General features: G+C 67.0%; 14 protein-coding genes. 8 read left to right on the plus strand and 6 right to left on the minus strand.

The window, feature by feature from the left end; translation table 11 throughout:
* Window positions 1–7: 7 nt before the first annotated feature.
* Together P73_RS12950 and gmk are read right to left on the minus strand one after the other, a co-directional pair.
* A complete protein-coding gene (locus P73_RS12950) occupies window positions 8–538 on the minus strand; it encodes a gamma carbonic anhydrase family protein (protein ID WP_043869886.1) in 531 nt (176 codons plus the stop codon).
* Complete coding sequence (gmk, locus tag P73_RS12955) at window positions 535–1,218, minus strand: guanylate kinase (protein WP_052453250.1); 684 nt, start codon at window positions 1,216–1,218, stop codon at window positions 535–537. Before gmk ends, P73_RS12950 begins: the two co-directional genes overlap by 4 nt.
* 465 nt (window positions 1,219–1,683) lie before the next feature.
* Between gmk and P73_RS12960 the strand changes: the two genes are divergently transcribed.
* Together P73_RS12960 and P73_RS12965 are read left to right on the plus strand one after the other, a co-directional pair.
* Window positions 1,684–2,403 carry a PAS domain-containing protein gene (locus tag P73_RS12960; protein ID WP_043869887.1) on the plus strand — a complete coding sequence of 240 codons (720 nt, stop codon included), beginning with the start codon at window positions 1,684–1,686 and terminating at the stop codon, window positions 2,401–2,403.
* A gap of 95 nt (window positions 2,404–2,498) precedes the next feature.
* Window positions 2,499–2,906 carry a GNAT family N-acetyltransferase gene (locus P73_RS12965; protein ID WP_043869888.1) on the plus strand — a complete coding sequence of 136 codons (408 nt, stop codon included), beginning with the start codon at window positions 2,499–2,501 and terminating at the stop codon, window positions 2,904–2,906.
* 70 nt (window positions 2,907–2,976) lie between these two features.
* Here the strand turns inward: P73_RS12965 and P73_RS12970 are convergent, their stop codons facing one another.
* Together P73_RS12970 and P73_RS12975 are read right to left on the minus strand one after the other, a co-directional pair.
* The gene (locus P73_RS12970; RefSeq protein ID WP_043869889.1) at window positions 2,977–4,347 is read right to left on the minus strand and encodes a class II 3-deoxy-7-phosphoheptulonate synthase; all 1,371 of its coding nucleotides are present in this window, start codon (window positions 4,345–4,347) and stop codon (window positions 2,977–2,979) included.
* 174 nt (window positions 4,348–4,521) lie between these two features.
* A complete protein-coding gene (locus tag P73_RS12975; protein ID WP_043869890.1) occupies window positions 4,522–5,637 on the minus strand; it encodes a PQQ-dependent sugar dehydrogenase in 1,116 nt (371 codons plus the stop codon).
* 323 nt (window positions 5,638–5,960) lie between these two features.
* Between P73_RS12975 and P73_RS12980 the strand changes: the two genes are divergently transcribed.
* The 6 genes from P73_RS12980 (at window position 5,961) to P73_RS13005 (ending at window position 11,669) form a co-directional block, all read left to right on the plus strand.
* Complete coding sequence (locus P73_RS12980; protein WP_043869891.1) at window positions 5,961–7,145, plus strand: ABC transporter substrate-binding protein; 1,185 nt, start codon at window positions 5,961–5,963, stop codon at window positions 7,143–7,145.
* Between the two features lie 116 nt (window positions 7,146–7,261).
* Window positions 7,262–8,047, plus strand: a complete 786-nt coding sequence (locus P73_RS12985; protein ID WP_043869892.1) for an ABC transporter ATP-binding protein — start codon at window positions 7,262–7,264, stop codon at window positions 8,045–8,047.
* Window positions 8,044–8,751 carry an ABC transporter ATP-binding protein gene (locus P73_RS12990; protein ID WP_043869893.1) on the plus strand — a complete coding sequence of 236 codons (708 nt, stop codon included), beginning with the start codon at window positions 8,044–8,046 and terminating at the stop codon, window positions 8,749–8,751. The genes P73_RS12985 and P73_RS12990 overlap by 4 nt, the downstream gene beginning before the upstream one ends.
* Window positions 8,752–8,754: 3 nt before the next feature.
* Window positions 8,755–9,765, plus strand: a complete 1,011-nt coding sequence (locus P73_RS12995; protein ID WP_043869894.1) for a branched-chain amino acid ABC transporter permease — start codon at window positions 8,755–8,757, stop codon at window positions 9,763–9,765.
* Window positions 9,762–11,072, plus strand: coding sequence for a branched-chain amino acid ABC transporter permease (locus P73_RS13000; protein ID WP_043869895.1), 1,311 nt, complete (start codon window positions 9,762–9,764; stop codon window positions 11,070–11,072). Before P73_RS12995 ends, P73_RS13000 begins: the two co-directional genes overlap by 4 nt.
* A 9-nt stretch (window positions 11,073–11,081) precedes the next feature.
* Window positions 11,082–11,669: a nucleotidyltransferase family protein gene (locus P73_RS13005; protein WP_082033228.1), complete on the plus strand. Its 588-nt coding sequence runs from the start codon at window positions 11,082–11,084 to the stop codon at window positions 11,667–11,669.
* Here P73_RS13005 and P73_RS13010 read toward each other — a convergent pair.
* Window positions 11,666–12,451, minus strand: coding sequence for a Hint domain-containing protein (locus tag P73_RS13010; RefSeq protein ID WP_082033229.1), 786 nt, complete (start codon window positions 12,449–12,451; stop codon window positions 11,666–11,668). The two genes, P73_RS13005 and P73_RS13010, sit on opposite strands and share 4 nt — an antisense overlap.
* Window positions 12,452–12,754: 303 nt before the next feature.
* Window positions 12,755–15,562: a Hint domain-containing protein gene (locus P73_RS24435; protein WP_052453252.1), complete on the minus strand. Its 2,808-nt coding sequence runs from the start codon at window positions 15,560–15,562 to the stop codon at window positions 12,755–12,757.
* Between the last annotated feature and the right edge of the window lie 181 nt (window positions 15,563–15,743).

Below are 15,743 nucleotides of genomic sequence, written 5' to 3' on the forward strand. Positions count from 1 at the left end.
CCGCGGCTCAGCCGACGGGGGTGAGGCTGTCGCGAAAGCGCCGCGCCTTGTCCTGATAATGATGCGCGGAGGCCCGCAGGCGCGCGATCTGTTCCGGATCGAGCGCGCGCACCACCCGCGCCGGCGCCCCCACCACGAGCGAACCGTCGGGGATCTCCTTGCCCTCGGTGACGAGCGCCCCCGCGCCGATCAGGCAGTTGTCGCCGATGATCGCCCCGTTCAGCACCGTGGCCCCCATGCCGATGAGGCTGTTGGTCCCGATGGTGCAGCCGTGGAGCATCGCCTTGTGGCCGATCGTGCAGCCCGCGCCGATCGTCAGCGGAAAGCCCATGTCGGTGTGAAAGACGCAGTTCTCCTGCACATTCGTCCCCGCGCCGACGTGGATCGCCTCGTTGTCGCCGCGGAGCGTCGCTCCGAACCAGACGCTCGCGCCCTCCTCCAGAACGACCTTGCCGATCACATTGGCGTCCGGCGCGATCCAGACATCGCCATTCTCCGGCAGCACCGGCGCGTGATCCTCGAAGCTGTAGAGTGTCATCCCTCGATCTCCTCGAATTCGGCCTGCAACCTGCGCACGAAGCCGGTCAGTCCCGGCTGCTGCGCACGTTTGAGGCGTTCCGCCGACACGATGGTCGTCAGGCGCTCGAATGTCACGTCGAGATCGTCATTGACGAGGACGTAATGGTAGCTGTCCCAGTGGCTGATCTCGTCCCAGCTCTTCTCCATGCGCTTGGCGATCACCTCGGCGGCGTCCTGCCCGCGCGTCTCCAGCCGGCGGCGCAGTTCGCGGATCGACGGCGGCAGGACGAAGATCGACAGGACATGCTCGCTCAACACGGAATTGGCGATCTGCTGTGCGCCCTGCCAGTCCACGTCGAAGAGCACGTCGCGCCCGGCCTCGATCGCCGCGCGCACGGGGCCGACGGGCGAGCCGTAGAAATTGCCGAAGACATGGGCGTGTTCGAGCATCTCGCCTTCCGCCACCATATGCTTGAAGCCCGGCTCGTCGACGAAGTGATAATCCACGCCATCCTGCTCGCCCGCGCGGGGCGCACGCGTCGTGGCCGAGACGGAAAACCGCAGCGTCTCGTCCCAGCCCATGAGGCGACGGGCAAGCGTGGATTTTCCCGCCCCGGAGGGGGAGGAAAGGATGATGAGAAGGCCGCGTCGCGTGTCGTTCGCGACGGCGGCCGGGGCTGCTGCCGGGACTGCTGCCATGTGCCGCTCCGTGATGGGCCCGACGGCGGGCCGTGTGTCGTTCGGCGCTTCTATACCGTCCCCCCGCGCGCTTGGCTACCGCGGAGGCCTCGCGCGTCCGGCGCGCCTGCGGTGCTGCGGGAGAGATCCGCAGGCCCTGCCCCGCCAGCGGGCCCGGACCGTAACGGCGGGGGATCAACGGGGCTTTCCGGCGCGCGCTGGTGTGGCCCTGCTGTCGCCGTCCGGCCCTGCTGCCGAAATTTTTCGCGCGGGGCGACGGATATTAACCATTTGTTAGGAAATTCCACCAAATCAGCCAATCTCGTGGCATAGTCGGAGCAGACCGGCACCTCTCCGCCGGCCTCCGTGACCGGGATTCGGTCGGACGCCGGGGCCGGCCCCGCCCCGGAGCGACGCACGGGCCCCGAGACCGTCGCGATGACGACCTCGGGACACAGGGACATGGCGTGAACTACAGGTGAAGAGATGAAGATCGAATATGTCAGCGGCTCCAACGTCATTTCACTCATGCCGCGCCGGACCGGGCTGAGCTTTCCCGCGCTCCGGACGGTGGAGGCCTACTGGGACGGACTGCGCAACGGCCGGCCGGTGCCCGCCCGCTCGGACATCGACCCGCGCGGCATGCAGTCCGCCCTCGAATATGCCTTCATCCTGGAACGCATCGCCCCCGGCGTCGCGCGGTTCCGCCTTGCCGGCATGCATCTCACCGACCTGATGGGAATGGAGGTCCGGGGCATGCCGCTCACCGCGATGTTCGTGCCGGAGGCGCGTGCGAAGATCTCCAAGGCGCTCGAGGCGACCTTCGACACGCCGCAGGTCACGGTCGTCACCCTCAAGGCCGAACGCGGCGTCGGGCGTGGCGCGATGGAGGCGCAGCTTCTCCTCTGCCCGCTGAAATCCGATCTCGGCGACGTCAACCGCGTGCTGGGCTGTCTCCAGTCGCGGGGCGAGATCGGCCGCCAGCCGCGCCGCTTCGACGTGGTGGACAGCTCCGCGCGGCCGCTGTTGCTCGATCCCGGCGACGGCAAGGCGCAGGAGCCCACCATCGGCGGCGGGATGCCCCAGCCCGGCTTCGCCGAGGCACCACGCGGCTATGAGGAGAGCCCGACCGGAGCCGATCCGGAGGCCTTGCCGCGCCCGACGGGCGGAAAGCCGAGCCTGAGGCTCATCGACACCGAGGAGTGATCCCGCGCGGGGGTCTTCCGCATGGCAAGCGGCGGTCGCGGCTTTCCTTTCGGCCATGTGCGTGTTTTCCTGCGCCGACAGATGCAGGAGCTCCGATGACCGTCACTCTCGCCACCGAACCCGACCTTTCCGCAGGGGAATTCGTCGCCCTGCTCGAGGCCTCTACCCTGGCCGAGCGCCGCCCCGTCGGCGATCCCGACCGGATTGCGGCGATGCTGGCGGGCGCCGACCTGATCGTGACCGCGCGCGACGGAACGAGGCGGCTCGTCGGCGTGGCCCGGTCGGTGACGGATTTCGCCTATTGCCTCTACTGTTCGGAACTCGCCGTCGCCGCGGACCGGCAGGGAGAGGGGCTGGGCAAGGCCCTGCTCGCGGAAACGGTCCGGGTCACGCCGCGGGTGAAGACCCATCTCCTGATCGCCGCGCCGAAGGCAGTGGGCTTCTACGAGCGCGCCGGCTATCTCCGGACGGGCGACTGTTTCATCTTCCATCGCGGCGCATGAGAAAGCCGGGCGCATGGCCCGGCTTCCGATGGCTCCCCGATGCGGTCCCGCCGCCCGGAACCGGCCCGCCTCAGGCTGAGGCCGCGATCATCTCGGGCGTGCGGCCCTTCTGGAGCTCCTCCGCGACGAGGAAGGCGAGTTCCAGCGATTGTGACGCATTGAGGCGCGGATCGCAGGCGGTGTGATAGCGGTCCGACAGATCGCCGTCCGACAGCGCGCGCAGCCCGCCGGTGCATTCGGTCACATCCTTGCCGGTCATCTCGAAATGCACGCCGCCCGGAACCGTGCCCTCGGCACGGTGCACGGCGAAGAATTCCTGGACCTCCTGAAGAACCCGCTCGAACGGCCGCGTCTTGTAACCGCTGTCCGACTTGATCGTGTTGCCGTGCATCGGATCGCAGGACCAGACGACCTGCGCGCCCTCGGATTTCACCGTCTCGATCAGGCGCGGCAGGTGATCGCCCACCTTGCCCGCGCCGAACCGCGCGATGAGGGTCAACCGCCCGGCCTCGTTCTCCGGGTTGAGCTTTTCCATCAGCACCTTGAGGTCTTCGGCGGCGGTGGTCGGGCCGCATTTCAGCCCGATCGGGTTCTGCACGCCGCGGCAGAATTCGACATGGGCACCGTCCGGCTGCCGCGTGCGGTCGCCGATCCAGATCATGTGGCCGGACCCCGCGATGGTTGCGCCGGTCGTGCTGTCCACCCGCGTCAGGGCCTCCTCGTATTCGAGCAGGAGCGCCTCATGCGAGGTGTAGAAATCCACCGTCGCGAGCTCGTGGTTGTTGTCGGAGGTCATTCCCGCCGCCTTCATGAAATCGAGCGCATCCTGGATGCGGTTCGCCATGTCGCGGTATTTCTCCGCCTCGTCGGATTCGGTGAAGCCGAGCGTCCAGGCGTGGACCCGGTGGATGTCGGCAAAGCCGCCCTTGGAGAAGGCGCGCAGCAGGTTGAGCGAGGCGGCCGCCTGCGTATAGGCCTGGAGCATGCGGCTCGGATCCGGGATCCGCGCCTCCGGCGTGAAGTCGAACCCGTTGATGATGTCCCCGCGGTAGGAGGGCAGCTCGATCCCGTCCGTCGTCTCGGTCGGCGCGGAGCGCGGCTTGGCGAACTGGCCGGCCATGCGCCCCACCTTCACCACCGGCACCTTCGCGCCGAAGGTGAGCACCATCGCCATTTGCAGCATGACCTTGAACGTGTCCCGGATGCTGTCCGCGCCGAATTCGGCAAAGCTCTCCGCGCAGTCGCCGCCCTGGAGCAGGAAGGCCTCCCCGCGCGCGGCCTTCGCAAGCTCGCGCCGGAGCCTGCGCGCCTCGCCGGCGAAGACGAGCGGCGGATATTTGGCGAGCTGTGCCTCGACGGCATTCAGCGCGGCCTCGTCCGTATAGTCGGGCATCTGCACACGCGGTTTGTTGCGCCATGCGGTTTTCACCCAATCCGTCATCGTCTTCTCTCCGAAGTCAGCATTAACATTCCCCAACGTCACCCAGTACTGGATGTTAGCGCGCCGGTGCCGGGGTTATAAAGATCAATCGGGCCTGAGAAAACCAAAAACGACGGGAAATTCCGCGCAAATGCCAGGCAGCGGCCTGATCCTTGCGCGCCTCCCTGTCCGCGCTCACTCCGCCGGCGTGATCCGGTAGGCCGTGCCCTCGGTCTCGGAGAGAAACCAGATCGAGCCGTCCGGCGCCTCGGTGACATCGCGGACGCGGGCGGTTTCCGGCCATTCCCAGCGGGTCTCCGACCAGTCTTCGGGCGAGAGCGCGGAGATGAAATCGAACTTGAGCGAGCCGACCAGGTGGACCCCGCGGAGCGAGGGGAAGAGATCCCCCTCATAGATCGCATAGCCCGAAGGCGCGATCGAGGGCGTCCATTGATGCAGCGGGCCGGTCGTGTTCTCGGTCTCCTCCGGTGCGAACCGTCCGCCGCCATACTCTTCGCCATAGGTCGCGAGCGGCCAGCCGTAATTCGCGCCCTTCTCGATGCGGTTGATCTCGTCGCCGCCCTGCGGCCCGTGTTCGTTGACCCAGATCGCGCCCTCGGCGTCGAGCGCGAGGCCCTGGGCGTTGCGGTGGCCGTAGGACCAGATCTCCGGCTGCGCCTCCCCGTCATCCACGAAGGGATTGTCCTCGGGCACCGAGCCGTCGCGGTTGAGGCGCAGCACCGATCCGTTGTGGCGCGACAGGTCCTGCGCCGCCTCCCGCTCGCCACGCTCGCCCACGGTCAGATAGAGCGTGCCGTCGGGCGCCTCGAGGATCCGCGAGCCGAAATGCTGGCCCTTGTCCGATCCCTGCGACATGGCGAAGATCTCGTGGAAGTCCTGCAATTCCCCGTCGACCAGCGTGCCGACGCCGAGGGCGGTGCCCGCGCCGCCCTCCATGGGTTTGGAATAGCTCAGGTAGATCTCCCGGCTCTCCGCGAAATCGCGCGGCACGAGGATGTCGAGCAGGCCGCCCTGCCCGTTCGCCCAGACCTCGGGCGTGCCGGGCACCTCCGTCGTCTCGCCGTCTTCCACGAGCAGCAGGGTCCCGTCGATCTGCGTGATCAACTGGCCCCCGCGCGGCAGAAAGTCGATGCTCCAGGGCATGTCGAGCCCCGTCACCGCCGGCGTGACCTCGACGCTCAGATCGCCGGCCTGCCGGGTCTCCGCGGCAGCGAGGCCGGGCAGCAGGGTCGGGATCAGGAGGACGAGCGCGGTCGGAAGGGGTCGAGCGGGGGGTCTGCGGGATGTCATGGCGGTCTCCTTGCGGTCGGGGGATCGTCTGATGTGCCGGAACGGTCCGCGATCCACGCGGCCGCGCGACTGGCGTCGAGAAAAGATCTAGGCCGATGCGACGCGGGGGAAATGACGTTTCCTCGCATTCGCGTGAGTCGCGGCGGCCGGGCCCGCGCCGCGCGTTCTTCCGTTCCCGGCACGGCCTTGCCCCCCGGACGTGCCGTCATTTTCGCGCCAGGGCCCGGAAAGCGGAGGGGATCGGCGCGCCGGTCTCTTTCCAATCGGTCGAAGCCGTTCTAGTCTCCGGCTCAGGACAGGATCCAAACAGGGAGTATTTCCATATGAAAAAGCTGCTTCTGGCGTCTACCGCCGCCACCGTGATGACCGGCTCGCTGGTCGGTGCGGCCTTTGCCGAAGACGTCAAGGTCGGTATCCTTCTCGGCTTCACCGGTCCGCTCGAGACCATCATGCCGCACATGGCGGACAGCGCGGAGCTTGCGTTCAGGGAAATTTCCGAAACTGGCAAGTTCCTCGACGGCTCGACCATCAGCTCCGTGCGCGCCGACAGCACCTGCGTGGACGCCTCCGCGGCCACCGCGGCCGCCGAGCGTCTGGTCACGGCCGACGGCGTCGTGGCGATCATGGGCGCGGATTGCTCCGGCGTGACCGGCGCCGTGCTCTCCAATGTCGCCGTGCCCAACGGCGTGGTGATGATCTCTCCCTCGGCCACCTCGCCGGGCCTCTCCACGGTCGAGGACAACGACCTGTTCTTCCGCACCTCCCCCTCGGACGCGCGCCAGGGCGAGATCCTGGCCGACGTGCTCGAGGAACAGGGCATCAGCTCGGTCGCGGTGACCTACAACAACTCCGATTACGGCAAGGGCCTCGCGGATGCCTTCGCCGCGAATTTCGACGGCGAGATCACGCTGAGCGCGCCGCATGAGGATGGCAAGGCCGACTATTCCGCGGAGATCGCGGCGCTGGCCTCCGCCGGGGGCGAGCTGCTCGTCGTGCTGGGCTATATCGACCAGGGCGGCAAGAACATCATCCAGTCCTCCGTGGATACCGGTGCCTTCGACACCTTCCTCGTGGGCGACGGCATGTATGGCGAAAGTCTCCTGGGGCTCGGCGACATCGTCGAGGGCTCCTTCGGCGTGGTGCCCTGGGCCGAGGGCGAAGGCACGGACCGCTTCACCGAACTGGGCACCGAGGCGGGCATCACCGTCGACAGCACCTATACCCGCGAAAGCTATGACGCCGGTGCCCTGATCGCGCTCGCCATGGCCAAGGGCGGCGAAGCCACGCGCGAAGCCGTCGCGGCCAATGTCATGGACGTGGCGAACGCGCCGGGCGAACCGATCCTGCCGGGCGAATTCGAGAAGGCGCTCGACATCCTGGCCGAGGGTGGCGATATCGACTATATCGGGGCGACCAATGTCGAACTGATCGGGGCGGGCGAGGCCGCGGGCTCCTACCGCTACTACACGATCACCGACGGCGCCTACGAGACCGTCGACATCCGCTGAGACGGCGCGTCACTTTGACCGATGGCCCGGCGCGTGCCCTTGACGTGCCGGGCTGAATTTCCTATCCGGGCCCGCCCGCGTCGATGAGAGCCGGGACAAACACGGGACATACTCCAATGATCGAAGTGCGTGACCTGCACATGCATTTCGGCGGTTTTCGCGCGGTGGACGGCGCTTCGCTCACGCTTGAGCAAGGGTCCATCACGGGGCTGATCGGCCCCAACGGCGCGGGGAAAACGTCGCTCTTCAACTGCATCGCCGGGGTTCTCACACCGACCTCCGGGCAGGTGCTTTTCGACGGTGAGGATATCACCGGGCTGAAGCCGCACGAGCTGTTTCACAAGGGCATCCTGCGCACCTTCCAGATCGCGCATGAGTTCGGCTCGATGAGCTGCCGCGAGAACCTGATGATGGTGCCGCCGCAGCAATCGGGCGAGACGCTTTGGAACACCTGGTTCGGACGCAAGCGCATCGCCGAGGAGGAACGCGCGCTGCGCGCGAAGGCCGACGAGGTGCTCGAGTTCCTGACGATCTCCCATATCGCGGACCTGAAGGCGGGGGAGATCTCCGGCGGCCAGAAGAAGCTCCTCGAGCTCGGGCGCACCATGATGGTGGATGCGAAGATCGTCTTTCTCGACGAGGTCGGCGCGGGGGTGAACCGCACGCTGCTCTACACGATCGGGGAGGCGATCCGGCGGCTCAACATCGAGCGCGGCTATACCTTCTGCATGATCGAGCATGACATGGAATTCATCAAGCAGCTCTGCGATCCGGTGATCGTGATGGCGCAAGGCAAGGTGATGGCCGAGGGCAGCGCCGCGGAGATCATGCAGAACGAGGCGGTGATCGAGGCCTATCTCGGCACCGGCGTGAAGAACAGGAAGCCGGAGGGCGCAGAGTGACCTTTCTGCATGCAAGCGGGATGCGCGGCGGCTACGGACGCGGCGCGGATATTCTCCACGGCTGCACGCTCACCGTGCAGAAGGGCGAGATCGCCGTCATCGTCGGCCCGAACGGCGCGGGGAAATCGACCGCGATGAAGGCCGTCTTCGGCATGCTCGCGCTGCGCGAGGGCCATGTGCATTTCGACGGCGAGGACATCACCGCCCTCTCGCCGCAGGAGAGGGTGCGCAAGGGCATGGGCTTCGTGCCGCAGACCCACAACATCTTTCCCACGATGACCGTGCGGGAAAATCTCGAGATGGGCGCCTTCATCCGCGAGGACGATATCGAGGAGACCATCGAACAGGTCTATGACCTTTTCCCGGCGGTGAAGGAAAAGCGCCACCAGCACGCCGGCGAATTGTCGGGCGGCCAGCGCCAGCAGGTCGCCGTGGGGCGTGCGCTGATGACCCGGCCGAAACTCCTGATGCTCGACGAGCCCACCGCGGGCGTCTCGCCCATCGTGATGGACGAGCTGTTCGACCGGATCATCGAGGTCGCGCGTACCGGCATCTCGATCCTCATGGTCGAACAGAACGCCCGCCAGGCGCTCGGGATCGCCGACAAGGGCTATGTGCTCGTGCAGGGGGCGAATGCCTATACAGACACCGGCGCCAACCTTCTCGCGGATCCCGAGGTCCGCCGCACCTTCCTTGGGGGCTGAGCCATGGACTTCCTCAACGCCCTCGTGGCCTTCACCAATTTCGTCATCGTCCCGGCCACCACCTATGGCGCACAGCTCGCGCTCGGCGCCCTCGGCGTGACGCTGATCTATGCGGTGCTCAGGTTCTCGAACTTTGCCCATGGCGAGACCATGTCCTTCGGCGCGATGGTCGTGGTGCTCGTCACCGCGCTGTTCCAGAGCCGGGGGATCACCCTCGGCCCGCTGCCCACGGCGCTGCTCGCCCTGCCCTTCGGGATCGCGGCCACGGCGCTGCTGCTGCTGTTCACCGATCGCGCGGTCTATCGCTTCTACCGGCGGGTGAAGGCCGCGCCGGTCCTGCTCGTCATCGTCTCCACCGGCGTCATGTTCATGATGAACGGCATCGTGCGGATGATCGTCGGCGTCGACGACCGCCGTTTCGCCGATGGCGAACGCTTCCTCGTCAACGCCCGCGACTTCAGGGCCTGGTCCGGCCTCGACGAAGGGCTCGCGATCCGCACGACACAGGCGATCACCCTGGTCGTCGCCCTCATCACCGTCGCGCTGCTGTTCTGGTTCCTGAACCGCACGCGCACCGGAAAATCCATGCGCGCCTATTCCGACAACGAGGACCTCGCGCTGCTGTCGGGCATCAACCCGGAGCGCGTCGTGACGATCACCTGGCTTCTGGTCGCGGCTCTCGCCACCATCGCGGGCGCGCTCTACGGGCTCGACAAATCCTTCCGGCCCTTCGTCTTCCAGCAGCTCCTGCTGCCGGTCTTCGCCGCCGCCATCGTCGGCGGGATCGGCAATCCGCTGGGCGCCATCGCGGGTGGCTTCGTCATCGCCTTCTCCGAGGTGACGCTCACCTATGCGTTCAAGAAGGTCATCACCTATCTCGGCCCCGAGGGCTGGTCGCCCGACGGGCTCGTGCAGCTTCTCTCCACCGATTACAAGTTCGCCGTGTCCTTCGCGATCCTGATCATCGTGCTGCTCTTCAAACCCACCGGCCTGTTCAAGGGACAATCCATATGACCCATGTGACCCGGACCCGCGCGCCCCTCTATTTCGCGGCCATGGCCGTGCTCATCCTCGCCGTGGGCCTGCTCCAGTCCTGGAACTCGGCCCTGTCGATCCTCAACATGGGGCTGATCTCCGCGATCATGGCCCTGGGCGTGAACCTGCAATGGGGGTATGCCGGGCTGTTCAACGTCGGCGTGATGGGCTTCGTCGCGCTCGGCGGGCTCGCGGTGGTGCTCACCTCCATGCCGCCCGTGCCTGCCGCCTGGTCGGCGGGCGGCCTGCGGGTGCTGCTCGCGCTCGCGGTGGGCGCGGCTTCCATCGCGGTCTCGATCCTGCTGTGGAAACGCCTGCCCAGGGGGCGGGCGCGCGGTTTCATCCTCGCCGCCTTCCTGATCGTCGCCTTCGCCGCCTATCGCTGGCTCTTCGATCCGGCGGTCGCCGCCATCGAGGCGGTCGATCCGGCGACGAGCGGTTATCTCGGCGGGCTCGGCCTGCCGGTGCTTCTCGCCTGGCCCGTGGGGGCGTTGCTCGCCGCCGGTGCCGCCTGGCTCGTCGGCAAGACGGCGCTCGGTCTGCGCTCCGACTATCTCGCCATCGCGACCCTTGGCATCGCCGAGATCATCCTCGCCGCGATGAAGAACGAGGACTGGCTGACGCGCGGGGTGAAGAACGTCAACGGCCTCCCCCGCCCCGTCCCCTACGAGATCGAGCTGCAACAGGCGCCCTGGTTCCTCGACCTGATGCAGCAGATCGGCGCCAATCCGGTCGTCGGCTCCACGATCTTCGTCAAGCTGCTCTACGCCTTCTTCTTCCTCGTGGTGATCGGCGTCATCGTCCTGGCGATGGAACTTGCGCTCAAGTCGCCCTGGGGCCGGATGATGCGCGCGATCCGCGACAACGAGGTCGCCGCCGAGGCGATGGGGAAGAACGTCACCGGACGGCACCTCCAGATCTTCGTGCTGGGCGCGGCGGTCATCGGGTTTGCGGGCGCGATGATGACGACGCTCGACGGCCAGCTCACGCCGACCACCTACCAGCCGCTGCGCTACACCTTCCTTGTCTGGGTGATGGTGATCGTCGGCGGATCGGGCAACAACTGGGGCGCGGTGCTGGGCGGGATGCTCGTGTGGTTCCTCTGGGTCGAGGTCGAGCCGATCGGCGCCTGGATCATCGGGCTGCTCACCGCCGGGCTCGAGGACGGATCTCCGCTCAAGGCTGGTCTGATCGAACGGGTGGCCTACATGCGGTATCTGACGATGGGTCTGATCCTGCTTCTGGTTTTGCGCTTCTCGCCGCGCGGACTGTTGCCCGAGAAATGAGGAGGCGCCATGCGCTTGCTTGCTGGAATCTGTGCCGCCGGAGGCTCGACACGGATGGGGTTCGACAAGCTTTCGACCCCTCCCTCGCTGCATTCTCCCGACACGCTTCTGACACGGGCGATCTCCGCCGCATCCGGCCATGACACGGTGATCGCCCTCCCGCCGGAGGACCACCCCTACCACCTCGCGCGCAAGGCCCTGCTCCAGCCGCAGGATCGCGTCATCCTCGTCGCCGGGGCAGAGAAGGGATTGTCGGAGACGCTGAAGGCGCTGGCCACGGAGGCCCGTGCGGGAGACTATGACGGGCTCATCGTGCTCCTCGCGGATCTGCCCTTCGTCACCCGTGCGCATCTGGAAAAGCTGACGGAGTTCTTCGAAACCTTCGAGGGCGCCCGGATCGTGCGCGCGATGGACGAGACGGAGCGCGGCGGCCATCCCGTGATCTTCCCGGCCTCCGTCCTGCCGGATTTCGCCGCGCTCTCCGGAGACGACGGCGCGCGCATGGTGATCGAGCACTACGGCGTGAAACAGGTCGCGATGCCCTCGGGCGCGGCGACATGGGACGTCGACACGCCCGACGACTGGCGCAAGCTCTAGCAGCGGGTCCAGTCGAGCAGGAGCCGCGTCTCCTGCCGCGTGAGAGTCCGGCGTGCGGCGCCTTGGACGGCAGGCCCCTCCCCTTCGCTCAGGTCGGGGACCAGCGCCCGGATCTCGCGCCGCTCGGCCGGCCCGAGCCCCGCCATCGCGGCGGTGCCGGGCTGGAAGGTCTCCGCCCAGCTGCTGTTCGCGAGAGTCAGCTCATGGCGGTCGCACAGGACATGGACATAGCTCACCGCTGCGTCCTGCACGCGCGAAATCCCCGGCAGGCCAACGAGATGGCCCGCCGGCGCGAGCACCTCGCGTTCGGAGAAATAGAGCGCCGCAGCCTCGCTGCGCAGGAGCAGCCGGTGATGCGGAGACAGGGTCAGGGCCCGATCCGGCAGGCCATTGCCGAGCGCCCCCGCGGCGATCCGCACCGGCGCAAGCCCCGGCTGCCGGGCGAGTTCCGCCTCCGTGAGATCGCATCGTCCGACCCAGACGATTTCCCGCGGGCCGCCGTCGCGGGTGATGAGCCGGTCGCCAGGTTTCAGATCGCCCGCCGCGACGAGGCCGCGCATCGTCGCGATCGCCGCGTCGGCGCCGATGCCGGGGAGGAGGCTTTCGCCATGTACGGCACTGTCGAGGACGAGGCCGTTCCGCGCGAGCCAGCGCGGATCGGGCGCGGAAGCGCCGCGCCTGTCGTTGCCCTCATCCTTGCCGCGATGGATCGCCATAAGCCCCTTCTCCCCCGGTCCCGCCGCGGCGGAGGCCAGCGTGCCTCCGGGCATGGGACCGGACATGTGAAACACGGACAGTGTGCTACCGGAAGGCGAGCAACCCAAGGGGAGAAATCACTCAAAAAGAGAATTTTTTCCGATCTGCGAAGTTTTGACGGCTGAGCCAACACAATCTCAGGGCAACGGCCCTGATTGTTTCGCATTCGAAGCAGATCCTTGGCCGAAAAGCCTCCGATGGAGCTGCGGAGGCGGGACCTGACAACGAAAACCCCTCCGACCATGGTCGGAGGGGCGAATCGTGCGGCCGGATCTGACCGGACAGCCCAGGATCCCCCGTGCCCGGAGCGGGGCGCCGGAGGAGAAGGCTCAGGACACCAGCAACTCCGCCTCGTGCTTGCGCAGCACGCGGCGGGCCGCGGTGAAGCTGCCGCGCGCATCGACATCGCGCAGTTCGGGGAAGAGCGCGAAGATTTCCTCCCGTGCGCCCGCGTCGATGCCGTCGAGCGTGTAGTCGCCGGGCTGGAAGCTCTCCGACCAGCAACCGTCGGACAGCACCACCTCGTGACGGTCGAACATGACATGCACATAGGTGACGGAGGCGACATCCACCGTGTCGATCCCCTCGATCCGCGTCAGGTGCTTGGCCGCGACGAGAACCTCATGCTCCTCGAACAGAAGCGCGGCCTTCTCGTTGGAGACCAGCATGCGGTGGTTCGGGGAGACGAGCATGTCGCGTTCCGGCAGTCCGGCGCCGAGCGCGCCCTGGCGGATCAGCACCGGCCGCAGGCCGGGCTGCGCCGCGAGCGCCTCCGCCGAAAGCGTCCTGCGGCCGATCCAGCGGATCCGTTGCAGGCCGTTGTCACGGGTGATCGCCTTGTCGCCCACGCGCAGATCCTCGACCGCCACCTCGCCGCGCGGCGTCGCGATGAGCGTGCCGGGGGTGAAGCAGGGGATCACGTTCTCGATATTCGTGTAGTTCAGGTTGGCATGGGCGTTCAGATCCTGGTTGTAGAACATGATCTGGCCGTCATGGCCGTTGCCGTCGCTGTCCGGGTTCTGCACCGAATGGGTGATGACCCAGCCGTTCGACAGCAGTCCGCTCAGGTCGAGCGTGTCGTAATCGACCCCGCCCGCCCCGCCGTGCACGGTCGTGTTGTAGACGCCGCTCGTGACGCCGGAGAAATCAATGATGAACCTGTCCTGATCGTCCCCGCCGGAGAGCACGTCGTTGTCGCCGCCCCCGATGAGGATGTCATCGCCCGTGCCGCCGTCGAGCTGGTCATGCCCGGCGCCGGCGACGAGCTTGTCGTTCCCCTGCCCGCCGAACAACCGGTCGTCGCCCTCGCCGCCGTAAAGCTCGTCGTCGTCGAGCCCACCGTCGAGATAGTCGTTGCCGGACCCGCCGAGGATCACGTCCCTGTCGTCCTGGCCGTAGATCGTGTCGTTGCCGGCCCCGCCGTCGATATAGTCGATGCCGTTGTCCGGGACGAGATCGCCCGCGTCATCGGCGATATTCACCTCGTCGAAGACCGGGCCGATGCCGCCATAGATCGTGTCGTTGCCGTCGCCGCCCTCGATATGGTCGGAGCCTTCGCCGCCCACGATGAAATCGTCGCCCTTGCCGCCATAGATCTCGTCGTCGTCATTGCCGCCGTAGATCGTGTCGTTGCCGTCGCCGCCGTCGATGAAATCGTCGTCGTCGCCGCCATAGATCAGGTCGTTCCCCGCCCCGCCGTAGAGCGTGTCCTTGTCGTCTTCGGGATCGGCATCGGCGTCGAACAGGCCCGGATAGCCGCGATCCGGCAGGCCGAAACCGCCGCCGATGATCGTGTCGTTGCCGGCCCCGCCGTGGATCGTGTCATTGCCCGCGCCACCGTCGAGATAGTCGTCCCCGCCCGCGCCGGAGATGAAATCGTTGCCGCCCATGCCCCAGAACTGGTTCGTATAGGTGTCCTCGGGTGCCTTGCCCTGCTGGTTGAAGCCGATCAGCGTATCGTCGTATTCGGAGCCGATCGCGCCGTCGATGCCGGAGATGATCGTGTCGTTCTCCGCATCCCCGCCGGAAAGCGTCTCCTTGTCGAGATCCACCGTGACCCCGGCGCCGGAGGCGGAATAGTCGAGATTGTCCTGCCCCGGCCCACCGATGAAGCTGTCCGCGCCCGCGCCGCCGATAAAGGTGTCGTCCCCGGTGCCGCCGTCGAGCAGGTTGGTGCCGCCATCGCCCTGAAGCGTGTCGTTGCCGCCCTCGCCATAGAGGATGTCGTCGCCCGCGCCTCCGATCAGCGTGTCGTCGCCCGCCTCGCCGGGCACCACGGTGTCTCCGGTCGTCACGTCATAGGCGATGTCGGAGATATGCACGCCGGACTGGCCGTGGCCGGGGTTGGAATGGATGATCTTGAAGGAGGAGACCGGACCCGCGATGGACACGGTCACGGTATTGGAGTCCGCGGCGGGGCTGGCGTCGTCATAGGTCCGCGCCGTCACCGTGCCCCCGGTGACCTTCAGGTCGTGGCCTGCGTCGAAGGAGACGGGGATCTCCCTGCCCTCGCTGTCATAGGCCACGATCGTGACGCGGCCAATATTGGCGTCGATGTCGCTGATGTTGAAGGCGACATTCTCCACCGCCGTGGAGAAGGAGACGTTGTAGGTGCCGCTCTCGCCCGCCTTGGCGTAGGACTTGAGCGAGGAATACTTGTCCGCTCCCTCGACGCCGTCGGTGTTCACCCGCGTGGTGGAGAAATTCGAATCCACGCCGATGTCCTTCTGGAAGAAGCTGTCATAGGTGTCCGGCGTCGTGACCGAGACCGTCACCGCCCCCGTGTCGAGCCGGAGCGTGAGCCCCTCGAGATCCTCGCCATTGTCGACCGCGCCGGAGCCGCGGTGGTCCTGGTCGGGCAGATGGGCCCAGGAGAAGACCTCGCTCGCGCGGGTGGTTTCCACCGCGCTGTCGCCATAGACGACGTCATTGCCCGCGCCCGCCTCGACCCTGTCGTCGCCGCCCCCGGCATAGACCACGTCGTCGAGCCCGTCCGTCCCGTCGATCATGTCGCCGTCCGGATCGCCGGTATAGGCCGTGTCGATCACGTCGTTGCCGGCGGTGCCTTCGACAATCCCGTTGGTTCCGCTCGGCTCCTCCGGCTTGGCCGGGTCGCAATCGTGGTGCTTGCGCGTCATCGTCTACCTCCTTACCCGCCGTTCCCCCGGAACGGAAAAATCAACCGTCCGGCGCACCGGACAAGAGCCACAACATGCGTCCGGCCACGACATGTGAGCACATGCGCGTCTTCGGACACGGGACAGACACGACGCCATTGCGCCGACTGGCATTTGCAATCGTCTCACTCAGCAGCAGGCC

The sequence above is a fragment of the Celeribacter indicus genome (genome assembly GCF_000819565.1).
GTDB lineage: Bacteria > Pseudomonadota > Alphaproteobacteria > Rhodobacterales > Rhodobacteraceae > Celeribacter > Celeribacter indicus.